The organism is Paenibacillus andongensis (assembly GCF_025369935.1).
Classification (GTDB): domain Bacteria; phylum Bacillota; class Bacilli; order Paenibacillales; family NBRC-103111; genus Paenibacillus_E; species Paenibacillus_E andongensis.
The window spans coordinates 6,297,328-6,318,761 of sequence record NZ_CP104467.1 but is presented as its reverse complement, the minus strand read 5'-3'; the positions used below and the strand labels follow the sequence as shown (position 1 = coordinate 6,318,761).

At 46.1% G+C, this 21,434-nt stretch carries 22 protein-coding genes; 17 read left to right on the top strand and 5 right to left on the bottom strand.

The window, feature by feature from the left end; translation table 11 throughout:
• Nucleotides 1-6: 6 nt before the first annotated feature.
• Nucleotides 7-678 carry a response regulator gene (locus tag NYR53_RS28270; RefSeq protein WP_261302400.1) on the bottom strand — a complete coding sequence of 224 codons (672 nt, stop codon included), beginning with the start codon at nt 676-678 and terminating at the stop codon, nt 7-9.
• On the bottom strand, nt 678-1,520 hold the full coding sequence (locus NYR53_RS28265; protein ID WP_261302399.1) for a sensor histidine kinase: 843 nt from the start codon (nt 1,518-1,520) through the stop codon (nt 678-680). Before NYR53_RS28265 ends, NYR53_RS28270 begins: the two co-directional genes overlap by 1 nt.
• Before the next feature lie 137 nt (nt 1,521-1,657).
• On the opposite strand from NYR53_RS28265, the gene NYR53_RS28260 reads away from it, so the two are divergent.
• From NYR53_RS28260 to phnE, 3 genes are all read left to right on the top strand, one after another.
• Nucleotides 1,658-2,683 carry a HoxN/HupN/NixA family nickel/cobalt transporter gene (locus NYR53_RS28260; RefSeq protein WP_261302398.1) on the top strand — a complete coding sequence of 342 codons (1,026 nt, stop codon included), beginning with the start codon at nt 1,658-1,660 and terminating at the stop codon, nt 2,681-2,683.
• A gap of 173 nt (nt 2,684-2,856) precedes the next feature.
• Nucleotides 2,857-3,630 (top strand): phosphonate ABC transporter ATP-binding protein, encoded by a 774-nt coding sequence (phnC, locus tag NYR53_RS28255; protein ID WP_261302397.1) that lies wholly within the window; start codon nt 2,857-2,859, stop codon nt 3,628-3,630.
• Complete coding sequence (phnE, locus tag NYR53_RS34675; protein ID WP_437180104.1) at nt 3,627-5,201, top strand: phosphonate ABC transporter, permease protein PhnE; 1,575 nt, start codon at nt 3,627-3,629, stop codon at nt 5,199-5,201. Before phnC ends, phnE begins: the two co-directional genes overlap by 4 nt.
• Nucleotides 5,202-5,973: 772 nt before the next feature.
• Here the strand turns inward: phnE and NYR53_RS28240 are convergent.
• Complete coding sequence (locus NYR53_RS28240; RefSeq protein ID WP_261302396.1) at nt 5,974-6,942, bottom strand: phosphate/phosphite/phosphonate ABC transporter substrate-binding protein; 969 nt, start codon at nt 6,940-6,942, stop codon at nt 5,974-5,976.
• Between the two features lie 167 nt (nt 6,943-7,109).
• On the opposite strand from NYR53_RS28240, the gene NYR53_RS28235 reads away from it, so the two are divergent.
• Nucleotides 7,110-8,687 (top strand): bifunctional metallophosphatase/5'-nucleotidase, encoded by a 1,578-nt coding sequence (locus NYR53_RS28235; protein ID WP_261302395.1) that lies wholly within the window; start codon nt 7,110-7,112, stop codon nt 8,685-8,687.
• A gap of 78 nt (nt 8,688-8,765) precedes the next feature.
• Here NYR53_RS28235 and NYR53_RS28230 read toward each other — a convergent pair whose 3' ends face one another.
• Nucleotides 8,766-9,011, bottom strand: coding sequence for an HD family phosphohydrolase (locus NYR53_RS28230; RefSeq protein ID WP_261302394.1), 246 nt, complete (start codon nt 9,009-9,011; stop codon nt 8,766-8,768).
• Nucleotides 9,008-9,328: a YbjQ family protein gene (locus tag NYR53_RS28225; RefSeq protein ID WP_261302393.1), complete on the bottom strand. Its 321-nt coding sequence runs from the start codon at nt 9,326-9,328 to the stop codon at nt 9,008-9,010. The genes NYR53_RS28230 and NYR53_RS28225 overlap by 4 nt, the downstream gene beginning before the upstream one ends.
• 103 nt (nt 9,329-9,431) lie before the next feature.
• Between NYR53_RS28225 and NYR53_RS28220 the strand changes: the two genes are divergently transcribed.
• From NYR53_RS28220 to NYR53_RS28160, 13 genes are all read left to right on the top strand, one after another.
• Nucleotides 9,432-10,232 (top strand): alpha/beta hydrolase, encoded by an 801-nt coding sequence (locus NYR53_RS28220; protein ID WP_261306551.1) that lies wholly within the window; start codon nt 9,432-9,434, stop codon nt 10,230-10,232.
• Nucleotides 10,229-11,017 (top strand): 5-oxoprolinase subunit PxpB, encoded by a 789-nt coding sequence (gene pxpB, locus NYR53_RS28215; protein WP_261302392.1) that lies wholly within the window; start codon nt 10,229-10,231, stop codon nt 11,015-11,017. The genes NYR53_RS28220 and pxpB overlap by 4 nt, the downstream gene beginning before the upstream one ends.
• Complete coding sequence (locus NYR53_RS28210; RefSeq protein WP_261302391.1) at nt 10,983-11,993, top strand: 5-oxoprolinase subunit C family protein; 1,011 nt, start codon at nt 10,983-10,985, stop codon at nt 11,991-11,993. The genes pxpB and NYR53_RS28210 overlap by 35 nt, the downstream gene beginning before the upstream one ends.
• A 200-nt stretch (nt 11,994-12,193) precedes the next feature.
• A complete protein-coding gene (locus NYR53_RS28205) occupies nt 12,194-12,955 on the top strand; it encodes a LamB/YcsF family protein (RefSeq protein WP_261306550.1) in 762 nt (253 codons plus the stop codon).
• Nucleotides 12,956-13,295: 340 nt separating this feature from the next.
• A complete protein-coding gene (locus tag NYR53_RS28200) occupies nt 13,296-13,610 on the top strand; it encodes a transposase (RefSeq protein ID WP_261300801.1) in 315 nt (104 codons plus the stop codon).
• An 11-nt stretch (nt 13,611-13,621) separates the two neighbouring features.
• Nucleotides 13,622-14,482: an IS3 family transposase gene (locus NYR53_RS28195; protein WP_261306429.1), complete on the top strand. Its 861-nt coding sequence runs from the start codon at nt 13,622-13,624 to the stop codon at nt 14,480-14,482.
• 765 nt (nt 14,483-15,247) lie between these two features.
• Complete coding sequence (locus NYR53_RS28190) at nt 15,248-15,535, top strand: CD3324 family protein (protein WP_261302390.1); 288 nt, start codon at nt 15,248-15,250, stop codon at nt 15,533-15,535.
• A 152-nt stretch (nt 15,536-15,687) separates the two neighbouring features.
• Nucleotides 15,688-16,515 (top strand): helix-turn-helix domain-containing protein, encoded by an 828-nt coding sequence (locus NYR53_RS28185; protein ID WP_261302389.1) that lies wholly within the window; start codon nt 15,688-15,690, stop codon nt 16,513-16,515.
• 103 nt (nt 16,516-16,618) lie between these two features.
• A complete protein-coding gene (locus NYR53_RS28180) occupies nt 16,619-17,596 on the top strand; it encodes a Gfo/Idh/MocA family protein (RefSeq protein ID WP_261302388.1) in 978 nt (325 codons plus the stop codon).
• A gap of 45 nt (nt 17,597-17,641) precedes the next feature.
• On the top strand, nt 17,642-18,472 hold the full coding sequence (locus NYR53_RS28175) for a sugar phosphate isomerase/epimerase family protein (RefSeq protein ID WP_261302387.1): 831 nt from the start codon (nt 17,642-17,644) through the stop codon (nt 18,470-18,472).
• 17 nt (nt 18,473-18,489) lie between these two features.
• On the top strand, nt 18,490-18,870 hold the full coding sequence (locus NYR53_RS28170; protein WP_261302386.1) for a gamma-glutamylcyclotransferase family protein: 381 nt from the start codon (nt 18,490-18,492) through the stop codon (nt 18,868-18,870).
• Between the two features lie 240 nt (nt 18,871-19,110).
• Nucleotides 19,111-19,485 (top strand): response regulator, encoded by a 375-nt coding sequence (locus tag NYR53_RS28165; RefSeq protein ID WP_261302385.1) that lies wholly within the window; start codon nt 19,111-19,113, stop codon nt 19,483-19,485.
• A gap of 56 nt (nt 19,486-19,541) precedes the next feature.
• On the top strand, nt 19,542-21,299 hold the full coding sequence (locus tag NYR53_RS28160; RefSeq protein WP_261302384.1) for a response regulator: 1,758 nt from the start codon (nt 19,542-19,544) through the stop codon (nt 21,297-21,299).
• Nucleotides 21,300-21,434 lie beyond the last annotated feature (135 nt).

The window sequence follows — 21,434 nt, the reverse complement described above, 5'->3', positions numbered from 1 at the left end:
TTTCGACTAGTTTTGTCCTTTTCGTGTCAATCCGTGCTTAATGGCGAATGCGGTGAGCTGGACACGATTCTCGAGTCCGAGCTTTACCAATATATTTTTCATATGATTTTTAACCGTATGTTCGGAGATCAGCAGCTTTTCAGCAATCTGCCGGTTGTTGTCTCCTAAGGCAACATAGGCGGTAATTTCCTGTTCCCGAGAGGTCAACATGCTCGGTGTCGGACCTTCTGTGTGCATACCCATGGGTGCGCGGAATCGTTGGAAAAGCTTATCCGCCATTCCCCGAGCGACTTCTGAGTTATCGTCGAGCAGTGCGCGAAGGTAAGTGAGCCATTCGTCAGGATCCATATTTTTTAATAAATAGCCCTGAGCTCCAAATTGCAGCGCTGTGAAGAGGTCAGCGACATCATCGGACACGGTGAGCATGACAATACGTATAGCCCCGTATGCTTGCTTAATACGTCGCGTTGCTTCAAGTCCATCCATAGGGGACATATGGATATCCATCAAAACCACATCAGGTGCGACCTCGCCGCAAAGAAGAATAGCTTCTTCTCCGCTGCTCGCTTCCCCCACGATATAAAAATCGGATACAGGCTCCAGCATGCTGCGTATCGCTTTCCTAGCTAGTGGATGATCGTCCACGATGAGAACGCGAAACGGCTGATTGCTCAGCATTAGATTTTCCTCCTATCTGCTTGTACCAAAAGTGTAGTTCCGGTTGCCATCTCGTCATGTTCTTTCATCTTAAGCTCGAAAGATGCACCTAGCTCGGCAGCGCGCTTCTGCATTAATTCAATGCCGTAGGTCTTCCCCTTTGATGTTCCGTGATGCAGCCCATTTCCGTTATCCGTAATCTGTAGTCGCCATGCCTCAGGATGAGCTTCCAGAACAATTGAAGCTTGCGTTGCCATGGAATGCTTCCGTATATTGGTGAACGCTTCTTGTATAATGCCGAAAAGTTGAACTTCTTCTCCAGAAGAGAAGCTGTTCTCCTCCACAGTTAACTTCTCATGAAGCTCAATACCCGTCACCAATTGCCAATTCTCCAGAAATTTGTGGATGCGCTGCTGGAAGTTAGCTCCTTCCTCCGGTGGCGTTCTTAGATTAAAAATGGCTTGTCGCAACGAGTTGTCGATTTCGGACACCGCTGCTTTGGCTTCTTCTATATCGCCTTGCTTCAACTTCACATTAAGGAAGAAAAGGGTTTGAGCCAAGTCATCATGCAGCTCTCTGGCCAAACGCTCGCGTTCTTCGTACACGGCTCTGCGTGCTTCACCGATTGTCACTTTCTCATTGCTGCGCTCAATACTTTGAAACATCCACGAAGCGAAAAGGTAGGAAAGCAGTAAAGTAATGATGGTAATCGTGAAATTACCAGCTTCCATGGTTAAATAGTTGAGTAAAAATTCATGACGTATATACTCAAAGCCGCCGATGATGAGAACGGGCACTAGAATCGTAAAAAGCTTGAAAACACGAAGAGACATAGGGTCGATCCATTCCTTTCCATAGTCCATCTTTGGAACGGTTTCTATTATATCAGATAAGTGTTAGATTTCTTCACAAAAAATGAGGCAGGTACTTCTCAAGTCATGCACACGTGTGCTACATTATTATTAAATCGTAACACGAAAAGAAGGGCAGGGTGCCAATCATGTGGAAATCAATACTGCAGCAGAGAAGAAACTGGGCTGGATACGTTGGTGTGATCGTCCTCTTACATATATTTGGGCTTATCGGATTATATAGTGTAGCGAAAATGACGCCTGCCTTTTGGGGGATTGGGCTCCTCGCCTACACATTAGGGATGCGGCATGCTTTCGACGTTGACCATATTGCGGCGATCGATAATACCGTACGCAAGCTCGTTCAACAGAAGAAGAACCCATTAGGTGTTGGTTTCTACTTTTCATTGGGACACTCCTCAGTCGTCTTCGTCATGGCCATTGTGACTGCATTCTCCGTACAATGGGCAGAGCGCGAGCTTCCTTGGATGCAGCGTTTTGGAGGTGTTATCGGTGCTTCGGTTTCTGGTTTGTTTCTTATCATTATTGGTGTTTTAAATTTACTCATTCTTATCAATTTATATAAAATGTTCTTGAAATTTCGCGGCGGCACCAATGACGATAAAGAGTTTGAGGAGCTTCTCGAGTCCCGTGGATTCATTGCCCGAATGATCAAACCACTTTTCTCTTTCATAGGCAAAAGCTGGCATGTATACCCGTTAGGTTTTCTATTTGGTTTAGGTTTTGATACGGCGAGCGAAATTGCGCTGCTAGCGATCTCAGCCCATGCGGCGAAGGAAGCTATTCCTTTTATTGGCGTCATTTCACTTCCTCTGCTGTTCGCGGCAGGAATGAGCCTCTTCGATACAGCCGACGGGATGTTCATGACCAAAGCTTACAAATGGGCGTTTCATACACCGGTACGCAAGCTTTACTACAATTTAACAGTGACCGCTTTGGCCGTCATTGCTGCTTTAATCATTGGCGTGATCGAGCTAGGTCAAGTTCTCTCCGAAGAATTCAGCTTGGAAGGGACCTTCTGGACGTGGCTGCAGGAGATTGATTTCGGGACGTTAGGCTATATCTTAGTTGCTCTGTTCGTGGTGGCATGGGCCATTTCCATTGCGGTTTGGAAAGGGATGAAGATAGAAGAACGCTGGCGTGCTAAAGTATAATACATCGTGAAGATTGTGGTCTCAGGTCGCTTATGAGGCCACTTTTTTGTTATGGCGAACAATGGATTATGAATATTTAATAAAGGTTATGATAGAAAAAAGGATTTTGCCGAAATACGTTGAAAATAGTCTGTCTGAACTTCAGATAATCTGTAGAAGAAAGTAGGACTTATATGATTGAGTTTAAGCATATTTCCAAAGTATATCCTAACGGAACTGTTGGTTTGAATGACATTAACTTAACTATTCATCCCGGAGAGTTCGTTGTTATTGTAGGTCTATCAGGAGCAGGTAAATCTACCTTGCTGCGTTCCATTAATCGTTTGCATGAGACGACTGATGGGGAAATATTGATCCACGGCAAATCTATAACTAAGGCGAACGGTGCCGAACTACGTCGGATGCGCAGGGATATCGGGATGATCTTCCAAACCTTTAACCTAGTCAAGCGTTCAACCGTAATTCGAAACGTATTGTCTGGTCGTGTAGGCTATCATTCCACCCTGCGTACAGTTCTTGGTTTGTTTCCCAAACACGATATCGAGCTTTCCCTGAAAGCACTAGAAAGAGTCAATATTCGGGAAAAAGCTTATTCACGCGCCGACGAATTGTCCGGCGGTCAACAGCAGCGTGTTTCGATCGCGAGAGCGCTGGCACAAGAAGCGAAAATCATTTTAGCGGATGAGCCGGTAGCCTCCCTTGATCCATTAACGACAAGACAAGTGATGGATGATTTGAAACGGATTAATACAGAGCTCGGCATAACGACTGTCGTTAACCTTCACTTTATTGACCTTGCACGTGAATATGCAACTCGAATTATCGGACTTCGCGCAGGTAAAGTCGTATACGACGGACCCGTTGCGGAAGCAACAGATGATGTATTCTCCGAGATTTATGGCCGTGCGATTAAGAAAGACGAGCTCTTGGGGGTGCAGGAGGAATGAGTGTAACGACCGTCAAGAGGCCTCCTCGTACGAAGATCTATCTCATTGCCCTGATCATGGTGCTTTTCTTGATTGGGAGTATTTATCAGACAGATGCGACGCTGACGAAGCTCGTGACCGGTACTCCGGAGATTATTAAATTCATAGCCGAGATGTTTCCACCGGACTGGCTGTTTTTTGCTGATATATGGAAGCCAATGGCACAAACGCTGCAGATGTCCATTATCGGTACAGCAATCGGAGCCCTGTTTGCATTCCCGATGGCATTGCTAGCAGCTCGTAATGTTACTACGGCCCCATGGTTGTTCTATCCAGCTAGACTTATCATGAATCTATTCCGGACAATTCCTGATTTACTCTACGCAGCACTGTTTGCCGTTCTAGTAGGCTTTGGCCCAACGGCCGGTACACTTGCACTAATTTTCTTCACGTTTGGTATTATATCTAAGCTTTCTTACGAATCAACGGAAGCTATTGACCCCGGACCGCTTGAAGCCATGACGGCTGTTGGTGCTAACAAACTTAAACTCATTCGATTCGGCGTCATTCCTCAAGTTGCTCCTACGTACTTGGCTCATTTATTGTACACATTCGAAGTAAGTATTCGGGCGTCAGCCATTCTCGGGTTGGTTGGAGCCGGCGGTATTGGCTTGCTGCTCAAAAACACGCTGGATCTGTTCCGTTACGATCAGTCCTGTGCCATCGTTATTTACACCTTATTGGTTGTTGTTATTATTGATTTGGTCAGCACAAGATTCCGTTCCTATTTGCTAAAAGGCAGCGCGAAACCGATGTCAGCTTCGCGTTCAACGACATATAAGATAATAGGTTGGATTGCGGTCATTGCTTTATTCATATGGGCACTTACGGGCCTAGAGTTGACAGGCTTCCAGCCAACGACCTGGGTTCTCACGAAATCCATGTTATCCGGTTTAGTACATCCTGACTGGGCCTATGTGTATATCCCAGAAGGAGAAGATTTACTTCGATCCTTGCTTGAAACCTTATCTATTTCCTACTTAGGGAACTTTGTTTCAGCGGTTGTCTGTATCCCGTTTGCCTTCTGGGCAGCAGCGAATATGAGCCGATTCCGTGCAGTTTCAGGCACAGGGAAATTGTTCCTAAGTGTCGTACGAACTATACCGGAGATTATTATGGCTTTGATCTTTATTAAAGCTGTAGGCCCGAATGCCTTTGCTGGGGTTATGGCATTAGGACTTCACTCCGTAGGGATGCTCGGCAAGCTTTATGCAGAAGCCATTGAGAATATGGATATGGGACCTACGGAAGCCATGACAGCTGTAGGTGCTAACATTTGGCAGCGGATGGCGTTTGCCGTGGTGCCGCAGGTCATTCCCGATTTCATTTCGTATACCTTATATCGCTTTGAGATTAATGTTCGTTCAGCGACATTGCTAGGGGTTATTGGTGCAGGCGGTATCGGTACGCCACTCATCTTCGCACTCAACGCAAGGCAGTGGCCGCGAGTAGGTATCATCCTCATCGGTATTATTGTCACCGTCTCTGTCATTGACTACATCTCGGGGACACTCCGCAAACGCATTGTGTGACGACAGGGGAAAGTCTTTATAAGTGGATTTAGTTGAAAATAAGCCTCCAATTCCAGCTATTATAGTGGTTTTGGAGGCTTCTTTGTTCGTAAATGATGGCATTTATTTAGGAGGGCCCATTTAGGGCAGTAACGTTGTTTGTTTTTAGGAGAAAAGGAGGACTGTTTTTCGGATATCGCGGATTGCGGGAAAGACGATTTGGAGGAAGATTTTTATTGGTAAAATGAAATGTTGTACAAACTGTAACTTCAAGTTGCTAAATAGCCTTTTGGCATGTGAAATGATGTAGAAAATACAACTTCCCTTGAAGGGAAGGAATTTTCTATCTACGCATTAGCTGTAGTGCCTTCCTTGGGCTACCAAGCGAAGCGACCTATTTCCACGGTGTGTCTTTGATTGGGTGAATGAATCCAAGACCGGTTCTAATACCTCAATTTGTTCGATCAGCTCTATAGGAATCAAGACGTTATTCAATTTCAAAAGTCGAAAAGTAGGATAGTAGTTCGTAATAACCCCCCTTATCTCGTCTTTACCGCAACGGATAGAGACTTCTTTTTTACAGCTAATAAGCATTTCGAACATCCAATTTTCACCTCACTATGATATATGACAGGTCCAGGTAAACGTTTGTCATGCAAAAGTAAAAAAACATTTACACGGACGTGCCACATTCATAGTATGCAAGGGGGGTTCGGAGTAGAATGCATAAAAAAACCTCTACATGATTCGAAAAAATCATGTAGAGGAATTTTCATTTTACAGGGAGCTAAGCTTATTTCAAGCCCATTTCTTTGTTAACGCTACGAACGATGTCGAATTTGGCATCGTCAGAAGCTACATAACCTTTGTGGGAGTAAACATCGAAAATGACTTTTTGACCTTCTGGGTCGTTGCCAATAGCGATGAACGCGTCCGTAATTTTCTTTTTCCATGCTGCATCCATATCGGAACGAACAGCGATAGTATCATTAGGAATTTTATCAGAGTAGCTAAGAACGCGAGTTTGTTTGAATACATCTGGATAATCTTTTGTCATATTCGTACGAATGTCTTGGAATACGCCAACTGCGTCAACTTGACCGTTAAGAAGAGCGATTACCGCTTTATCATGGCCTTGGAATTGAACGCCAGTTACATCTTTAACTGGATCAACGCCAGCTTTTTTCAATACGAATCCTGGGTATACGTAACCAGCTGCGGAAGTAACACCTTGCCATCCCATTTTCTTGCCTTTCAGATCAGCAACTGTTTTGATTGGGGAATCTGCTTTAACCAGAATTTCTGATTTATAGAAATCAACTAGATCCTTCGTTGGTTGGCCAGTTGCATCGTCAACACCCAGACGTGTTGCTTGTACAAGCAGGTCTGCTGCTTTACGATTGTCATGGGCAACAACATAGTTACTTGGAGGCAAGAAGCCAACATCAACTTGTTTGGAAGCCATTGCTTCGATAACAACGTTATAATCGGTTGAAACGGAAACCTTAACAGGGATGCCCAGCTTGTCTCCTAATAGTTTTTCAAGTGGCTTCGCTTTTGCTTCAAGCGTCTCTGCATTTTGGGAAGGAACGAACTGTACTTTAAGCTCTTTTGGTACAAAGCCTGCAGCTGCAGCCGGTGTAGCAGAAGCTTTAGCAGTTGCGGAAGCAGCAGGAGCTGTTTCCTCTTTTTTTGCACAACCTGCAAGAACACCTGCAGCAACGATCATGGACAAGCTAATGACAGTAAATTTTTTCATCATCTTCTTTTTGACCTCCGTTTAATTGTTTACTTTTATCTATGATGTACTATAACATTATCATATAATATATGGAAGATAGTGTGAAGTATTTGTTAATCTGACAATCGATATGTAAAGTGTGACAAAATAATACACTTGGAGTGGGTAATTTGACTCAATCTAGTAAGATGCAGAAAAGTAAAATAACCATATTAGAAACTAGTGACCTGCATGGAAATATGCTGCCCATTCACTATGCAAACAATCAACCTAACGATGTGGGTCTATCCAAAGTGGCTGCGCTTATTGCTGCAGAACGCAAGAAAGAAGCTCATGTTATTGTGATCGATAATGGGGATCTGATTCAAGGTACGCCACTTGCGTATCATCATGCTAGATTGAATAACGAGCCGATGGATCCAATGGTCCTTGGTTTGAACTATGTGGGTTATGACGCGGCCGTTATTGGCAATCATGAATTTAACTATGGTCTTCGAGTGCTGCAAAAAGCGGTTCAAGAATCTAAGTTTCCTTGGTTATGTGCCAACATTGTGGATGCGGAGAGCGGTGAACCGTTCCTAGGAAAGCCATATTTGATAAAAGAGTTACCGGACGGTGTTCGTATAGGTATACTGGGATTGACAACTCCCTATATTCCGAATTGGGAAAATCCCGATCATATCGAGGGTCTTCGGTTCGAAGATGCTATAGAGTCGGCTAAAAAATGGGTAAAGGTACTCAAGGAGCATGAGCAAGTGGATGCCGTTGTTGTCTCCTACCATGGCGGTTTTGAAAGACATCTAACGACGGGTGAGCCTACGGAGCCTCTAACTGGAGAAAATCAGGGCTTTCAACTATGTATGGAAGTAGAAGGTATAGATGTTCTGCTTACAGGGCATCAACACCGGAGCATCGCGGGAGTAGAAATCAATGGAGTCGTCATTGTTCAACCAGGAACTGCCGGTGTAACGCTCGGTAAAGTTGAATTAGAGCTCTCGAAAGTAGATGGCAAATGGCGCATCGATGCCAAGAAATCGGAGCTGCTTTCTGTGGCTACTATTGAAGCGGACAACAAATTGATAGAACTTATCGGTGCTTATGAAGCACAGACTCAGGAGTGGCTTGACCAACCCATCGGTAAGCTGTCCGGAGATATGCTCGTCAAAGATCCTATGCAAATTCGCTTGAAGGACAATGCGCTAATTGAGTTCATCAATCGTGTTCAAATGGAGCTCTCGGGAGCAGCCATTTCCAATACAGCGCTGTTTGATAACGTATCGCCAGGATTTCCATCGGATATTACAATGAGGGACATCGTGTCCAACTACATTTACCCGAACACACTGAAAGTGATTCGGATTTCCGGACAAGACATCAAGGATGCGTTAGAGCAGTCAGCAGAATATTTTGAGTTAACAGTAGCCGGTGAAGTTCAGGTGAGTAGCAAGTTTAGAGATCCGAAACCGTCGCATTATAACTATGATATGTGGGAAGGGATTACCTATACATTGAACATATCCCGCCCAATTGGGATGCGTGTTGTTCAACTGGAATATGAAGGGAAACCGCTGGATCTCGAAGCTTCCTACGATGTGGTTATGAATAATTACCGTGCTGCAGGAGGTGGCAATTATGCGATGTTCCAGGATAAACCGGTCATCAAGGATATCCCGACGGACGTAGCAGAACTACTGGCAGGGTACATTATGGAGCGAGGCACGATTGAAGCTAGCGTGAACGGAAATTGGGAAGTTATTTGGGACTAGGTTGTGGCGATAAATAAAGCCGTACATAAGAGAGTGCATAGACGCTTTCTTGTGTACGGCTTTTTTGTTTGAAATGCGTTAGGATTCGCGAATATATTCCCGGTCGCCTGATCTAGGATTGTAATACACGCGATAGGTGAATCCATCCTTTGGATCAATGAACACTTCTGGCGTTGAGACAAAGCCATTTGAAGGTTTACTAGGCGTCGTTGAACCGTTGTTTTTATAGCGTTTGTCATAAATGAGATAACTCAGAAGAAGGAGAATAATAAAGCCGATGACCCATGTTCCATAAATAAGTATAATCGGACCTAATCCATTCATAGCCTACGTGTCCGGACGGCAGTGCCATAAGCGACGATTTCACTCATATTTTGTCCGATGTCACCGCTATCGAAACGCATCATTACAATAGCGTCAGCGCCCATGGCTGCGGCATTTTTGACCAATCGGTCCATGGCTTGCTTGCGCCCGTCTTCTACCATCTGGGTGTACTGAGTGACTTCTCCGCCCACAAGCCCTTTTAAAGAAGCAAGTATATCGCCGCCAATCCCTCTGGCTCGCACAACGACCCCAAATGTACTGCCCAACACTTCCGTGACTTCATAGCCAGCAATGTATTCTGTTGTAGCTACTATCATGAAGATCATCTCCTTTTTTTGTCAAATAGACTCTTGCTACTTGATTGAGATTCGATATTATTAACTTAGTACGAAAATGAAAATAGGGGGTTTCACATTGAGTATGATAAAAACGATTGAATTATGGCCCGGAGCATCCAAGGATAGCATAGGTGAATATAACCAAGGATGTCCGAGTTTGACTTTATACCCTGTGTCTAAGGAAGGCCTGAGCTCTGCCGTTATAGTATGCCCAGGAGGAGGCTACGGTTTGCGTGCTCCTCATGAGGGAGAGCCAATTGCCAAATGGCTAAATGGACTTGGGATTTCAGCTTTTGTTTTGAATTACCGTGTAGCTCCTTATGAACACCCGGTTCCACTCCAAGATGCACAGCGGGCAATACGAACAGTAAGGCATCATGCGGAAGAATGGCAGATCGATCCGAACCGCATTGGTATTCTCGGCTTCTCGGCAGGTGGACACCTAGCTTCAACAGCCGGTACACATTACGATGCAGGGGATCAGGAGTCCATCGATCCGATCGAACGACAAAGCAGTCGTCCCGATGTGATGGTGCTCTGTTACCCAGTGATTACATTCTCCGGAGAGTTTGGACATGAAGGTTCAAAAATTAATTTACTGGGAAAAACACCGGATGAGAAGTTGGTCTCACTGCTATCCAATGACCAACAAGTAACAGCGCAGACGCCACCGACGTTTCTCTGGCATACAGCTGATGATGAGGCCGTTCCCGTCGAGAACAGTTTGCTATTTGCGGGGGCGCTTAGCCGCCATAAAGTGCCTTTTGATTTGCACGTTTTTGAGAGCGGGCGTCATGGTATTGGCATAGCGGATGATCATCAGGAAGCTTACATTTGGCCTGAACTTTGTGCGAATTGGCTCAAAAAGCAGCATTTTGCATGACCAAGCTTTCTTACGAATGCCATCTGCTGGGGGATTCGGCTATTGTGATTAGGCTTGGAACGGACATTGATGTATCCATTCTAAATCGAGTACGTCAGTTAACAGCTTACTTAGAGAATAATCGGTTTGAAGGTTTTATCGAAATCGTATCGGCATATACCACAATCACGATTTATTATGACAGCTTTCAGGTTTATAACCACTATTCAGAAGAGGGAACCAGTAGAAGAAGTGGGCGTTCTGGATTAACGAATACATTACTGCCCTACGATATTGTCTTATTACATATACAACATCTTTTGGGAAATTATGAAAATGAAAATAGGGATGATGGCATCGCGCCTGAACGAATCATTGAAATCCCTGTTTGTTACGATGACGATTATGGTCCAGATCTTGCGGATGTTGCGGCCTATCATCGGGTTAGTAAGGAAGAGATTGTGCGCTTGCACACCTCTCAGATCTATCCGGTATATATGATTGGCTTTGCACCTGGATTTCCTTATTTGGGTGGATTGAATGTCAAGTTAGCTACACCAAGGAAAGCGGTACCTCGGACGAGGATACCTGCCGGTTCGGTAGGCATTGGCGGTGCCCAAACAGGCATTTACCCCTTTGAAACGCCAGGCGGCTGGAATTTGATTGGTCGTACACCGCTGGCTCTATTTCATCCGGAATCCGATTCGCCATCTCTACTGAAGGTAGGAGATCATGTAAGATTTGTTTCCATCACGGCTGAGCAGTTCCAATATGAAGAAGAGAGGAACATGGGAAATGGGCTTTGAGGTCATCAAGCCAGGGGTATTATCAACCTTGCAGGATGAGGGAAGGTATGGACAGCGGAAATATGGCGTCATTACTTCAGGCCCTATGGACCTCTTTGCGCATCGAGCTGCCAATATACTTGTTGGGAATGATGGGGGAGCAGCTGTTCTAGAAATGACACTGCTAGGACCGAGCATGGTAGCGCAGAAGGATATGCTGCTATCTTTATGCGGAGCTGATATGGAAGTTGATATAGACGGCAATAGAGTCCCATTTTGGCGGCCATTTTTGATCCGTAAAGGAGATCAGTTAAATGTTCATTATGCCGTTAAGGGCTGCAGAGCCTACTTAGCCGTGTATGGTGGTTTCGAGGTGAAACCTGTAATGGGCAGCAGAAGCACCTATTTACGTGCAAGAATAGGCGGTCACCAAGGTAGGGCATTACAAGCGGGGGATGTTCTGCCGGTAAAACAAGAAGTGGTAGGCGATAATCTTCACTATCCTGGGTCTGTGAGTGCCTTTATTCGTCCGGATTATGAAGGAAATCCAGTTGTGAGGGTCGTACGAGGGAAGGAAGCCGCCCTTTTTACAGACGCAAGCAGACGGAACTTGCTGGCTCAAAGCTATATCGTTACCGCACAATCCGATCGAATGGGTTATCGATTGGAAGGGATGAAGCTTGAACTCTCTGATGGCGTACCGAGTGAGATGATCTCAGAAGCGGTCATCCAAGGTACGATTCAAGTTCCTCCAAGTGGTCAGCCCATCCTGCTGATGGCGGACTGCCAAACAACCGGAGGCTACCCGCGTATCGCGCATGTCATCACGGCCGATCTTCCCTTAGCAGCTCAGGTGAAACCAGGCGGGAAGCTTCGTTTCCGGGAGGTCAGCCACCGGGAAGCCCAAGAGCAGATCTTGCTGCAAATGATGGATTTGCGGCTGCTTGAGGCTGGGGTTCGGGCTTGGGTGCGGGATCGTGGGGGATTTAGGTGTTGAGGGATTGGAGAGAAGAAAGCTGAGGGAATGAAGGAATGAAGTGCTAAAGAGCTGGGGAGCTTAGGGCTGAAGAACGGAAGAACTGAGGAGAAGAAGAAGAACGAACTGAAGAGAAGAAGGACGGGCATTGAAGCGTTTAGTTAAGAACTGAGGAACCGCTGACTAAAAAGAAGGAAAGAACTGAAGAGCTGGGAGTGAGAATTCTGCGTATTGACTTGAATTGTGACATGGGCGAAGGCTTCGGCGCTTATCGCCTTGGCCGGGATGAGGAGCTGCTCGACTACGTCAGCTCCGCCAACATCGCCTGCGGGTTCCACGCAGGCGATCCCGCAACCATGCGCAGCACTGTGCAGCTGTGCTTGCGCAAAGGCGTTGCGATCGGGGCCCATCCGGGCCTTCCCGATCTACAGGGCTTCGGCCGGCGCGAGATCGCGATCACGCCGGCTGAGGCTTACGAGCTGACGTTGTATCAGCTCGGGGCGCTGCAGGCGTTCGTCCACGCCGAAGGCGGACGCCTGCAGCATGTAAAGCCGCATGGCGCGCTCTATCACATGGCTGCGAAGCGCCATGATCTCGCCGCGGCCATTGCGGCTGCGACCGCCAGCGTCAGCGCGGAGCTGACGCTGTTCGGACCGCCCGGCAGCGAGCTGCTGCGGGCGGGTGCCGCCGCGGGGCTGCGGCTAGCTCACGAAGCCTTCGCGGACCGCAGCTACCAGCGGGACGGCACGCTGACGCCCCGCGATCAGCCGGGGGCGCTGCTCTCCGGCGCCGCCGACGCTGCGGCGCAGGTCGTAAGGCTCGTCCGCGAAGGGAAGGTCCTCTCCCGGGAGGGAGATGACCTGAACATGCGCGCGGACACGATCTGCATCCACGGCGATGGTGCACACGCCGTGGAGTTCGCGCGCGATATCCGCGCGCTGTTAAACAGCAGCGGCATCGCAATGATGGCGCTCGGGCATTAGTCACGTCGCTCAACACAGCCGTAACATCCCTTATCCCCCATAAAAGCGTCTTATGCCGCGTTCTCAAATCGAGCGTCCAAGCGGGAAAATAAGTATTTCCTACATTGTTTTTCCGCCATCAACGCACGTTCAGCACCGTTTACCTGCATTTCCTACAGCAAAATTGTCCAAACTCTCCGATAAGTACACTTTTTAATCATTTTTGATGTACTTTCTGCATCAAATCATCCGATTTTATTCCTAGTCGACCTTTATTGATGTACTTTTGCACCTAGAATTAAAAGTGGACATCTCTTAAGTGAAACTAAGATAATATCAATAAGAGGGAGAGGTGTCCGGGATGGAACGAAATCGTTATAGTGAAGAATTTAAGAAGCAGACAGTGAAGTACATCTTAGAGCAAGGTAAATCAATGCCGCAGATGTCCGAAGAGCTCGGGATATCTGCGGGTGTTCTGCACAACTGGAAAGCTACATACCGTGACGAATTTCAGACGGAGTCAGTAATTACTCCGGAAAGAGTGCGCCAGCTTGAGCAACAGTTACGTGAAAAAGATCTGGAGTATCAGGAGAAAGAACGCCAAAATCAAGATCTCCAAGAGGAACTTGCTATTTTAAAAAAGGCGCTGCACATCTTCAGCAAAGAAAAGAACTAAGGTTCCAATTCATCGAGGATCATCGCTCCGAGTTTCGATTGGAGAAGATGTGTGACGTGCTACAAGTGTCTAGGAGCGGCTATTACAAATGGAAAACTGTTGTTGTGTCCGAGCGTAACAAGCGCAAAGAGGAACTAACTAAACGCATTAAGTGGCATTTTTATGATTCGGATGAAACTTATGGCAGCCCGAGGATATTCAAAGAACTTGTGAAAGAAGGCTGGACCGTAGCGGAACGTACGGTGGGTCTTATTATGCGCGAACATGGATTACGTTCGTGTATGGCGCGGAAGTTCAGGGTCACTACGACAGATTCTAATCACGATCAGCCCATTGCTCCCAATATCCTTGAGCAAGACTTTAAAGCAACGAAACCAAATGAAAAGTGGGTAGCTGACATAACCTACATTCCTTGCCGTCAAGGGAGGCTCTATCTGGCTAGCATCATGGATCTGCACACGAAACAAATCGTTGGATGGAAACTTAGCGATCGAATGACGACTGACTTGGTAATGGATGCGCTAAATCAGGCATACGCCTCAAAGAAGCCAGGCAAAGGCCTTATCCATCATTCTGATCGCGGCTCCCAGTATGCCTCAAAGGAGTACCGTGAGCAGTTAGCAAGCTACGGTATGAAGCCAAGCATGAGTCGTAAGGGCAACTGTTATGACAATGCTTGTATTGAGGCTTTTCACAGCATCTTAAAACGTGAGTGTATCTACAGCAAACCCAAATTTAAGACGAAGCAAGAAGCGCAGGAGAAGTTGTTCCGATACCTCGAAATCTTTTACAACCGGAAACGATCTAACAGCACGATTGGCTACATGTCTCCGTTACGCTTCGAAAAGTTGTACTACCAGAACGCAGCTTAACTAAAGAAGTGTCCACTTTCTTGACAGAAGAGCATTTCTGCAGGTAATGATCCAATTCTAGACCACCTCTATGATTCTGAGATCATTTATGCAGAAATCCTCCCCCCCTTGGCAGCTAATCTATAGGGTTTTTCTTGCGCGTTCAAGCGCCATTCCAATCATTTTGCTCAACAAAATCACCTCAACTAGGAAAGAATCTTTATAACCATTCTTTCACTTGAGAACAAGCTGGAAATATGAGTAAATATAGAGGTAGCCGGCCGGCTAATTACTTCGGAAAGGAGTGATCAAGGTGATTACAACAAAAGCAGAGGTGGTCTCTGCGTAAGCAGAGTCCATCGTTCCAAACGGGGGTCGCTAGGCCCCCGCATATTTTTCCAGAATGAGTAGACAGCGAGATGCTTTTTACATATAATGAGAATGTGAACACATAGTGAACACCATTAATTAGGAGAGACTTTGCTCTCCAACCCAAATTCCAAAAATTAAACTATCTGGTGAAAGGAGTGCTTTTTAATGAACACAATGACAGTAGCGATGAATGTTGCGGCCGCCGCAGAGGTACTCGTCTCCTAACTGAATATCATTCGTGGAATAACCGTTCACCTGAATTGTATAATTGCATACAACCGACAGGCACGATTATGATCGTGTTTTTTTTATTCCATTTTTTGAGAATGGTAGGAGGTTAAGGGGCGATGAAGATACTCTCTGCAAATCAGACAAAGTTTAACTTTGCTCGACAATTTGAGGAGGTTTTCATCCATGAGTTACAAGAACGGGAAAGACGTTCTTCCCCCTAACCTATTAAAACAATTACAAGAATATATCCAAGGTGAAATCGTATATATCCCTAAGAAAGAGCAGAAGCGCGCTGGATGGGGAGAAAATAACGGAACACGCATTATCATTGAGCGTAGAAATCGAGAAATTTTCCGGTTGTACCAAACCGGTTCCACTGTGATGGAACTAATCAAAGTCTTTCATCTGTCGGAAGACAGCATCCGCAAAATCATCGTGAAAACACGCGAATTAACAGCCAATCAAGTATAGAAGCAGCATCCCTAGAGGTGCTGCTTTTTTTTCGTTGAGCCTGCCTAGTACAATTTGTCGTCAAATTAAAGGAAATGCTTTTATTTTCTTGAAATTAAAAAGAATGAATATGTAATGAGCGTCAGGTCCGCTTTGGAGGTGGTGCAAGACAAATGAAAGATGAGCTGGATATCCGCAGTTTTATCGGCACACATGATGCCGATTTTTATGATGATGGATTTCACCGTCATTCGGCCGTTGAAGTCAGTATCGTGCTGGAAGGACGGTGCTTGTTCGAGTGGTCGAGGCGAAGCTGGATGGAAGCAGGCCATATCGTGATTATCCCGCCAGAATTGTTACACAGGTTTGAAGCGGTGACGAATGTGAGGTTTGGGGTTATTTTACTGCAGGGCGTAACGGCACGTACGTTGGAGCTGGTAGATAAGCTCGGAGGAAGCGGCTTTACTGGCGACGGAGGTGCAGATCGATCACCTATATTCCTTGCTTTATCCCGACTGGACAAAGAGCGATTCGAGCGATTGTTCCGGGAGTGGCTTCGGATGAAAGCGTCGTTCTTAAAGGAGAAGCAAGCTAATTATTCGGCATGGATGGAAGTGCTGCTGCTTTTTTTACTTGAACACTCGCAGCAGGATTTGCAGGGGATGACCGTGACGAAAGCGGCTGACTATATTCGTGAAAATGTACAGGAATCTGTTCACATGTCTGATTTGGCAGAGATGGCCGGTTTTACGGAGCCCGCTTTTCGCCGCGTCTTTGAACAAATGTACGGCGTTAGCCCAAAGCAATATCAGCAGCAGTGCCGTTTGCAGGAAGCAAAATGGCTTCTTAGCTCAACAGATAAAGATATACGTGAAATCGCCGAACAGGTAGGCTTTTTCAGGTTGCATTCCTTTTCACAGTGGTTTAAGGAGCAAGAAGGTCTCCCACCTACAGTTTGGCGGAAAAGTCAACGGTTGCAGCACGGTTTGATGTTGAACTAGCCTTCGTTTTGCGTAAATTGCGGTTCGGTTTCCCTAAATACAAGCGCTTTTTGTTCCGATATGCTAATGGAGTAAACGTAAACACATTGGGAGGGCACGACAGATGGAAAAAGTAAGAATTGGATTTATCGGTGTAGGCGGCATGGCAGAGTACCACATGAAAACATTACAGCAAATCGATGACGCAGTGATTACGGCCGTATGCGATATGAACGCGGATCGGGCGAGGGAGATAGCTGAAACTTTTGGCGCAAAGACGTACGGAACTTTGAAAGAAATGTTGGATGCGGGAGTAATCGATGCGCTCTATATATGTACGCCGCCTTTTGCTAGGGAAGGGATTGAAGAAGCGGCTGCAGCACGGGGTATACATCTGTTATCGGAGAAACCTACCGGCTTGCATATGGAGGAAGTGCGTCGTAAAGAACAGATCATTCGCGAATCCGGCATCATTCATTCGTCGGGCTATTGCTTGCGCTATCTGGACACTGTGCAGAAGGCAAAGACGTACTTGGCTGATAAGCAAGTAGACATGGTGCTCGCGTACCGAATTGGCGGCATACCAGAAGTAGGTTGGTGGAGGCTTATGAATCTTTCGGGCGGTCAACTTGTTGAGCAATCGACACATCAAGTGGATTTAATTCGTTATTTGGCTGGTGAGTTTGACTACGTCCAAGCGAACTACGAGCAGCGACACATCCATCGAAATTATCCAGAGGCAACGGTGTATGATGTGGGTATCGTATCTTTCGGCCTCCGCAGCGGGGCGCTAGGGACGATTAGCAATACGGTCTTGTCGCGCAAAATTGGACGCGGGGATGTGGAGTTTTTCGGGCATGACTTCTACGTGTCAATAAGCGGTATGACGGTTCGAATTGTAGATGACACGCAAGACGTGACTTTGACATCGGAGATGGATTTCTACCTCGAACAGAATCGGGCATTTGTCGCAGCTGTAAAAACAGGACGACAGGAGCTAGTGCTCGGTGATTATAGCGAAGCGGCTGCGACGCTTGAGGTTACGCTGGCGGCGAATGATTCTGCGGTAGCGAAACAAACGATAACGATCACTTCGGCATAAGCGTATGAATGTTTCCATTTTGAGATCCACAAAGGAGGTTAAGGCATGTTAAAAGGAGTAAATCAATGGTGTTTTCCGGAAGGGCTGCCGCTTCAGCAGTTATTCTCGATTAGCCGTGAGGCCGGGTATGACGCGGTTGAGCTGAATGTCAATCCGTTAGGCGGCGTTGGTTTGACCATGGAAATGACTGCGACGGAGGCCAAGGAGGTTGGCCGATTGGCAGAAGAGTACGGTATTCAGCTGCGAAGCTTGTCTACCTCCTTGCTATGGCAAACTCCGCTATCTTCCGCGGACGCGTCTATCCGTGAGCAGGGGCGTCGTGTTGTCGAGAAACAGCTGGAGCTAGCCGAGCTGCTAGGTATCGATACGGTACTTGTCGTGCCAGGAGCCGTCAACGAGATAACCTCGTACGATGAGTGCTACGACCGCAGCCGTGCGGAACTCGCTTTGCTGGTGAAAGAAGCAGAAAAACGGCGCGTTCGCATTGGCATCGAAAACGTGTGGAACAAATTCCTGCTTTCGCCACTTGAAATGCGTGCTTATGTCGACGATCTTCAATCTCCATATGTCGGGGTTTATTTTGATGTAGGCAATATTTTGCATAACGGTTATCCGCAGCAGTGGATTCGAATTCTTGGATCACGTATTTTCAAAATCCATGTGAAGGATTATCGGCCAAGCGTAGGCAATGGCAATGGCTTTGTCCCACTGCTCTCGGGCGATGTCAATTGGACGGCAGTTCGATCGGCGTTAGAGGACATCGGGTATACCGATACGGTAACGGCTGAAGTCGGTCTGTATGCAGAAAGTCCGCTGCAGACGGTGTATGACACTTCCCGGCATTTGGATATTATTCTTGGCGGAGCTGCGCGGTAACATCAGGGAGTGAAGCTATGATTTCAGTTTTCGTCTATGGAACGCTTCTTGTAGGGGAGAGCAACCACTATGTTGCTGAGCCTTACGTACTCTCCGTTCAGCCTGGTGCGGTTCGCGGCCGTTTGTACGATGTCGGTCTTTACCCAGCACTTGCTTTGTATAGTGACGAACATGCGGAAGCACACGAAGGTATCGTTGTCGGTGAATGGTTTGAGGTCACGGAGGAAGGGCTTAGGGCCATGGACATTTTGGAAGATTATTACGGTCCAGGTCAGTCCAATGAGTATGAACGCGTATGGATAACTGACGTGAACGGCTCACGAGAAGGTTGGGTATACATTTGGCAAGATGTCAGCGGTCTTATTGAAATAATGAGCGGGTCGTGGCGAACTAAATAACAAGGAAGGGCCAACAGGATAAAAATTCTGTAGGCTCTTTTTTGTTATCATTTGGGTTAAGGGGTGAGGCGATGAAGCTTTCTTTAGAGGTTGATTCATTCATTTTTTCACTCTTTCACTCATCCACCAACCTTAAGTGAGTATATCGTCTCTTCATAGTAAAACTTGGAACATTTTAGTTCCTTGCTTCGACACTAGATGATATAATTGGTGGTAATTCTACAGGTTGAGGAGAACGCCATGTCCGTTTATAAAATATTGCTTGCAGATGACGAAATCGCGCTGCGTTTCCTGCTTACTGAAACTCTTTCTGATGAAGGTTATGCCATCTCGGAAGTTGAAGATGGTCAACAAGCGATGGAACAATTGCAAAAAGAAACCTATGATCTTATCATTCTTGACTATATGATGCCGGAGCGGACGGGTGTTGAAGTCTGTGAATGGCTGCGGCATAGCGATAACGCCAATCGGGATATTCCGGTTATTTTGCTGACGGCTAAAGCTTTAGATAAGGACAAAGAAAAAGCCAAAGCAGCAGGCGTAACCACTTATATTGTAAAACCATTCAGCCCTCTTCAATTAATAGATACGGTCGGACAATTATTACAACGTTAATTCGAACTATATAGAGATAGAGATTATTTTATATATAAAAAGGGTGATTGGCTGTCATGAGTAATACGAACCTTGAGGGGTTGAAGGACTCCAAGTCAGAATCAGATAGAGATGCAAGAATTCTTAGACAAGGAAGAAAGCTGTTTGTTCGTGAATTTGAAAAGCAGCTCAAACAGCTTAACTCGCTGCTTGATACGATCCAGTTAGCGGCTGTGGCCGATGATTTAAAACAGTTCTATCGCATCGTACATACACTTAAAGGCAGTGCGCCTATTTTTGGTTATGTCCGGATCGGTAAACTGGCTGAGGATATGGTTCGAGCCTGGGAATGGACGCAATCCATGGATAATGACGGAGAAGAGCTGCTCTTGGCGATCAACCCCATTATTGAAAGCGCAGAACGCAGTATCATTTCACTTCGTGAAATGAATATGGAGTATGATATCTGTGTGACGGAAATCCAGATGGATGAACAGCAGGAACCTGGAGGCGGCTCTTTGCTCAGGTCCATGAAGAGTAGATTGCTTCTTGTGGATGACGACGAGGTGCTGCGTACTTATTTGACCCGTCGACTTCAACTTGATGATTGTATTGTTGACGAAGCAGCCGATGTGGAGAGTGCCATGAAATTATTACGTGAACATACGTATGATTTAGTGACGCTGGATCTTATGATGCATCCTCAGTCTGGTTATGAGCTTTTTGAATTTCTCAAAGAGGATCCAACATTGAAATGGTTACCGCTTATTGTATTGTCGGGACGTAACGATTTGAATGATAAGGTCCGCTGTTTCCACTTAGGAGCCGATGATTATGTGACAAAGCCGTTTCAGTACGAGGAATTGGCCGCAAGAATCTACGGACTGCTCAAAAGGACTAGAAATTTCGAACAGCTTGCATTCCGTGATCCACTGACCGGGGTGTTCAACCGTCGCTATTTTGATCTTCAGATTGGTATGGAATTGCAGCGCATTGAGCGCTACCCTGCACCAATCTCACTTGTTTTTATTGATATTGATTGCTTTAAACGGATCAATGATACTTATGGGCATCACGTAGGAGACCTGGTGCTCCAAGGCTTGGCTCATTTGCTGCAAGTGAACTTGCGTTCCACAGACCTGTTAGCACGTTTTGGCGGCGAAGAGTTCGTTATTGCCCTTCCGAATACATCGGTGGAGCAGGCATTTGCAACCATGCAATCCATACTTCATAAAGTACGTATAAATGCCGTAGCACAGTACGAGGGTCAAACCTTCTCGATTACTTTTTCAGCAGGTGTTGCAGAGTGGCATGAGGGGATGACGGTTGCGGAGTGGGTGGATAAGGCTGATGATGCGATGTACCAAGCTAAGCAACTAGGTAGGGATAGAATTGTTAGCGCTTCGGAAGAGGATGAAGGGTCAGAGCAACGTAAGTTAACGGCCAGTCCGCAAATTGACAAGAAAAATCTGCTCATTGTGGACGATGATCCGATTTTACGAGCGATTCTCACTTCACATTTAGAGCATTTACCGATTACAATTACCCATGCTTCAGATGGGGAAGTTGCGCTTGGCTTGCTGCTCGCGAATGCCTATGATGCTTGTATTCTCGATGGAATGATGCCGAAACTTGATGGGTTCTCATTGTTGTCGAAGATAAAGAATGATCCGCGTCTAAACGTTCGGGATATGAAGGTACTTATGCTTTCAGGTAAGAAGAAGGAAGATGATCTAGCCAAAGGCTTTCAAATGGGAGCAGACGACTATATGACGAAGCCGTTCTCGCTCGTTGAGTTGGAAGTTCGTGTGAGAAAGTTAATGAACTTTGTGTGACAAACAGCATAGAAATCCAAAGCTGCTTATGCCTTTTATGTGGGTGAGCAGCTTTTTTTTGTCAATAAATGTATTGACGGGAATAAGAAAAATTTGTATATTTATCACGTAGCAATGCTACATAATAAGGAAGAG

Excerpts from the sequence above, each read along its gene's own strand:
- NYR53_RS28270 (WP_261302400.1), bottom strand. The coding sequence starts at position 678 with ATGCTGAGCAATCAGCCGTTTCGCGTTCTCATCGTGGACGATCATCCA.
- NYR53_RS28265 (WP_261302399.1), bottom strand. The coding sequence starts at position 1,520 with ATGGACTATGGAAAGGAATGGATCGACCCTATGTCTCTTCGTGTTTTC.
- NYR53_RS28260 (WP_261302398.1), top strand. The coding sequence starts at position 1,658 with ATGTGGAAATCAATACTGCAGCAGAGAAGAAACTGGGCTGGATACGTT.
- phnC (WP_261302397.1), top strand. The coding sequence starts at position 2,857 with ATGATTGAGTTTAAGCATATTTCCAAAGTATATCCTAACGGAACTGTT.
- phnE (WP_437180104.1), top strand. The coding sequence starts at position 3,627 with ATGAGTGTAACGACCGTCAAGAGGCCTCCTCGTACGAAGATCTATCTC.
- NYR53_RS28240 (WP_261302396.1), bottom strand. The coding sequence starts at position 6,942 with ATGATGAAAAAATTTACTGTCATTAGCTTGTCCATGATCGTTGCTGCA.
- NYR53_RS28235 (WP_261302395.1), top strand. The coding sequence starts at position 7,110 with ATGCAGAAAAGTAAAATAACCATATTAGAAACTAGTGACCTGCATGGA.
- NYR53_RS28230 (WP_261302394.1), bottom strand. The coding sequence starts at position 9,011 with ATGAATGGATTAGGTCCGATTATACTTATTTATGGAACATGGGTCATC.
- NYR53_RS28225 (WP_261302393.1), bottom strand. The coding sequence starts at position 9,328 with ATGATAGTAGCTACAACAGAATACATTGCTGGCTATGAAGTCACGGAA.
- NYR53_RS28220 (WP_261306551.1), top strand. The coding sequence starts at position 9,432 with ATGATAAAAACGATTGAATTATGGCCCGGAGCATCCAAGGATAGCATA.
- pxpB (WP_261302392.1), top strand. The coding sequence starts at position 10,229 with ATGACCAAGCTTTCTTACGAATGCCATCTGCTGGGGGATTCGGCTATT.
- NYR53_RS28210 (WP_261302391.1), top strand. The coding sequence starts at position 10,983 with ATGAAGAAGAGAGGAACATGGGAAATGGGCTTTGAGGTCATCAAGCCA.
- NYR53_RS28200 (WP_261300801.1), top strand. The coding sequence starts at position 13,296 with ATGGAACGAAATCGTTATAGTGAAGAATTTAAGAAGCAGACAGTGAAG.
- NYR53_RS28190 (WP_261302390.1), top strand. The coding sequence starts at position 15,248 with ATGAGTTACAAGAACGGGAAAGACGTTCTTCCCCCTAACCTATTAAAA.
- NYR53_RS28185 (WP_261302389.1), top strand. The coding sequence starts at position 15,688 with ATGAAAGATGAGCTGGATATCCGCAGTTTTATCGGCACACATGATGCC.
- NYR53_RS28180 (WP_261302388.1), top strand. The coding sequence starts at position 16,619 with ATGGAAAAAGTAAGAATTGGATTTATCGGTGTAGGCGGCATGGCAGAG.
- NYR53_RS28175 (WP_261302387.1), top strand. The coding sequence starts at position 17,642 with ATGTTAAAAGGAGTAAATCAATGGTGTTTTCCGGAAGGGCTGCCGCTT.
- NYR53_RS28170 (WP_261302386.1), top strand. The coding sequence starts at position 18,490 with ATGATTTCAGTTTTCGTCTATGGAACGCTTCTTGTAGGGGAGAGCAAC.
- NYR53_RS28165 (WP_261302385.1), top strand. The coding sequence starts at position 19,111 with ATGTCCGTTTATAAAATATTGCTTGCAGATGACGAAATCGCGCTGCGT.
- NYR53_RS28160 (WP_261302384.1), top strand. The coding sequence starts at position 19,542 with ATGAGTAATACGAACCTTGAGGGGTTGAAGGACTCCAAGTCAGAATCA.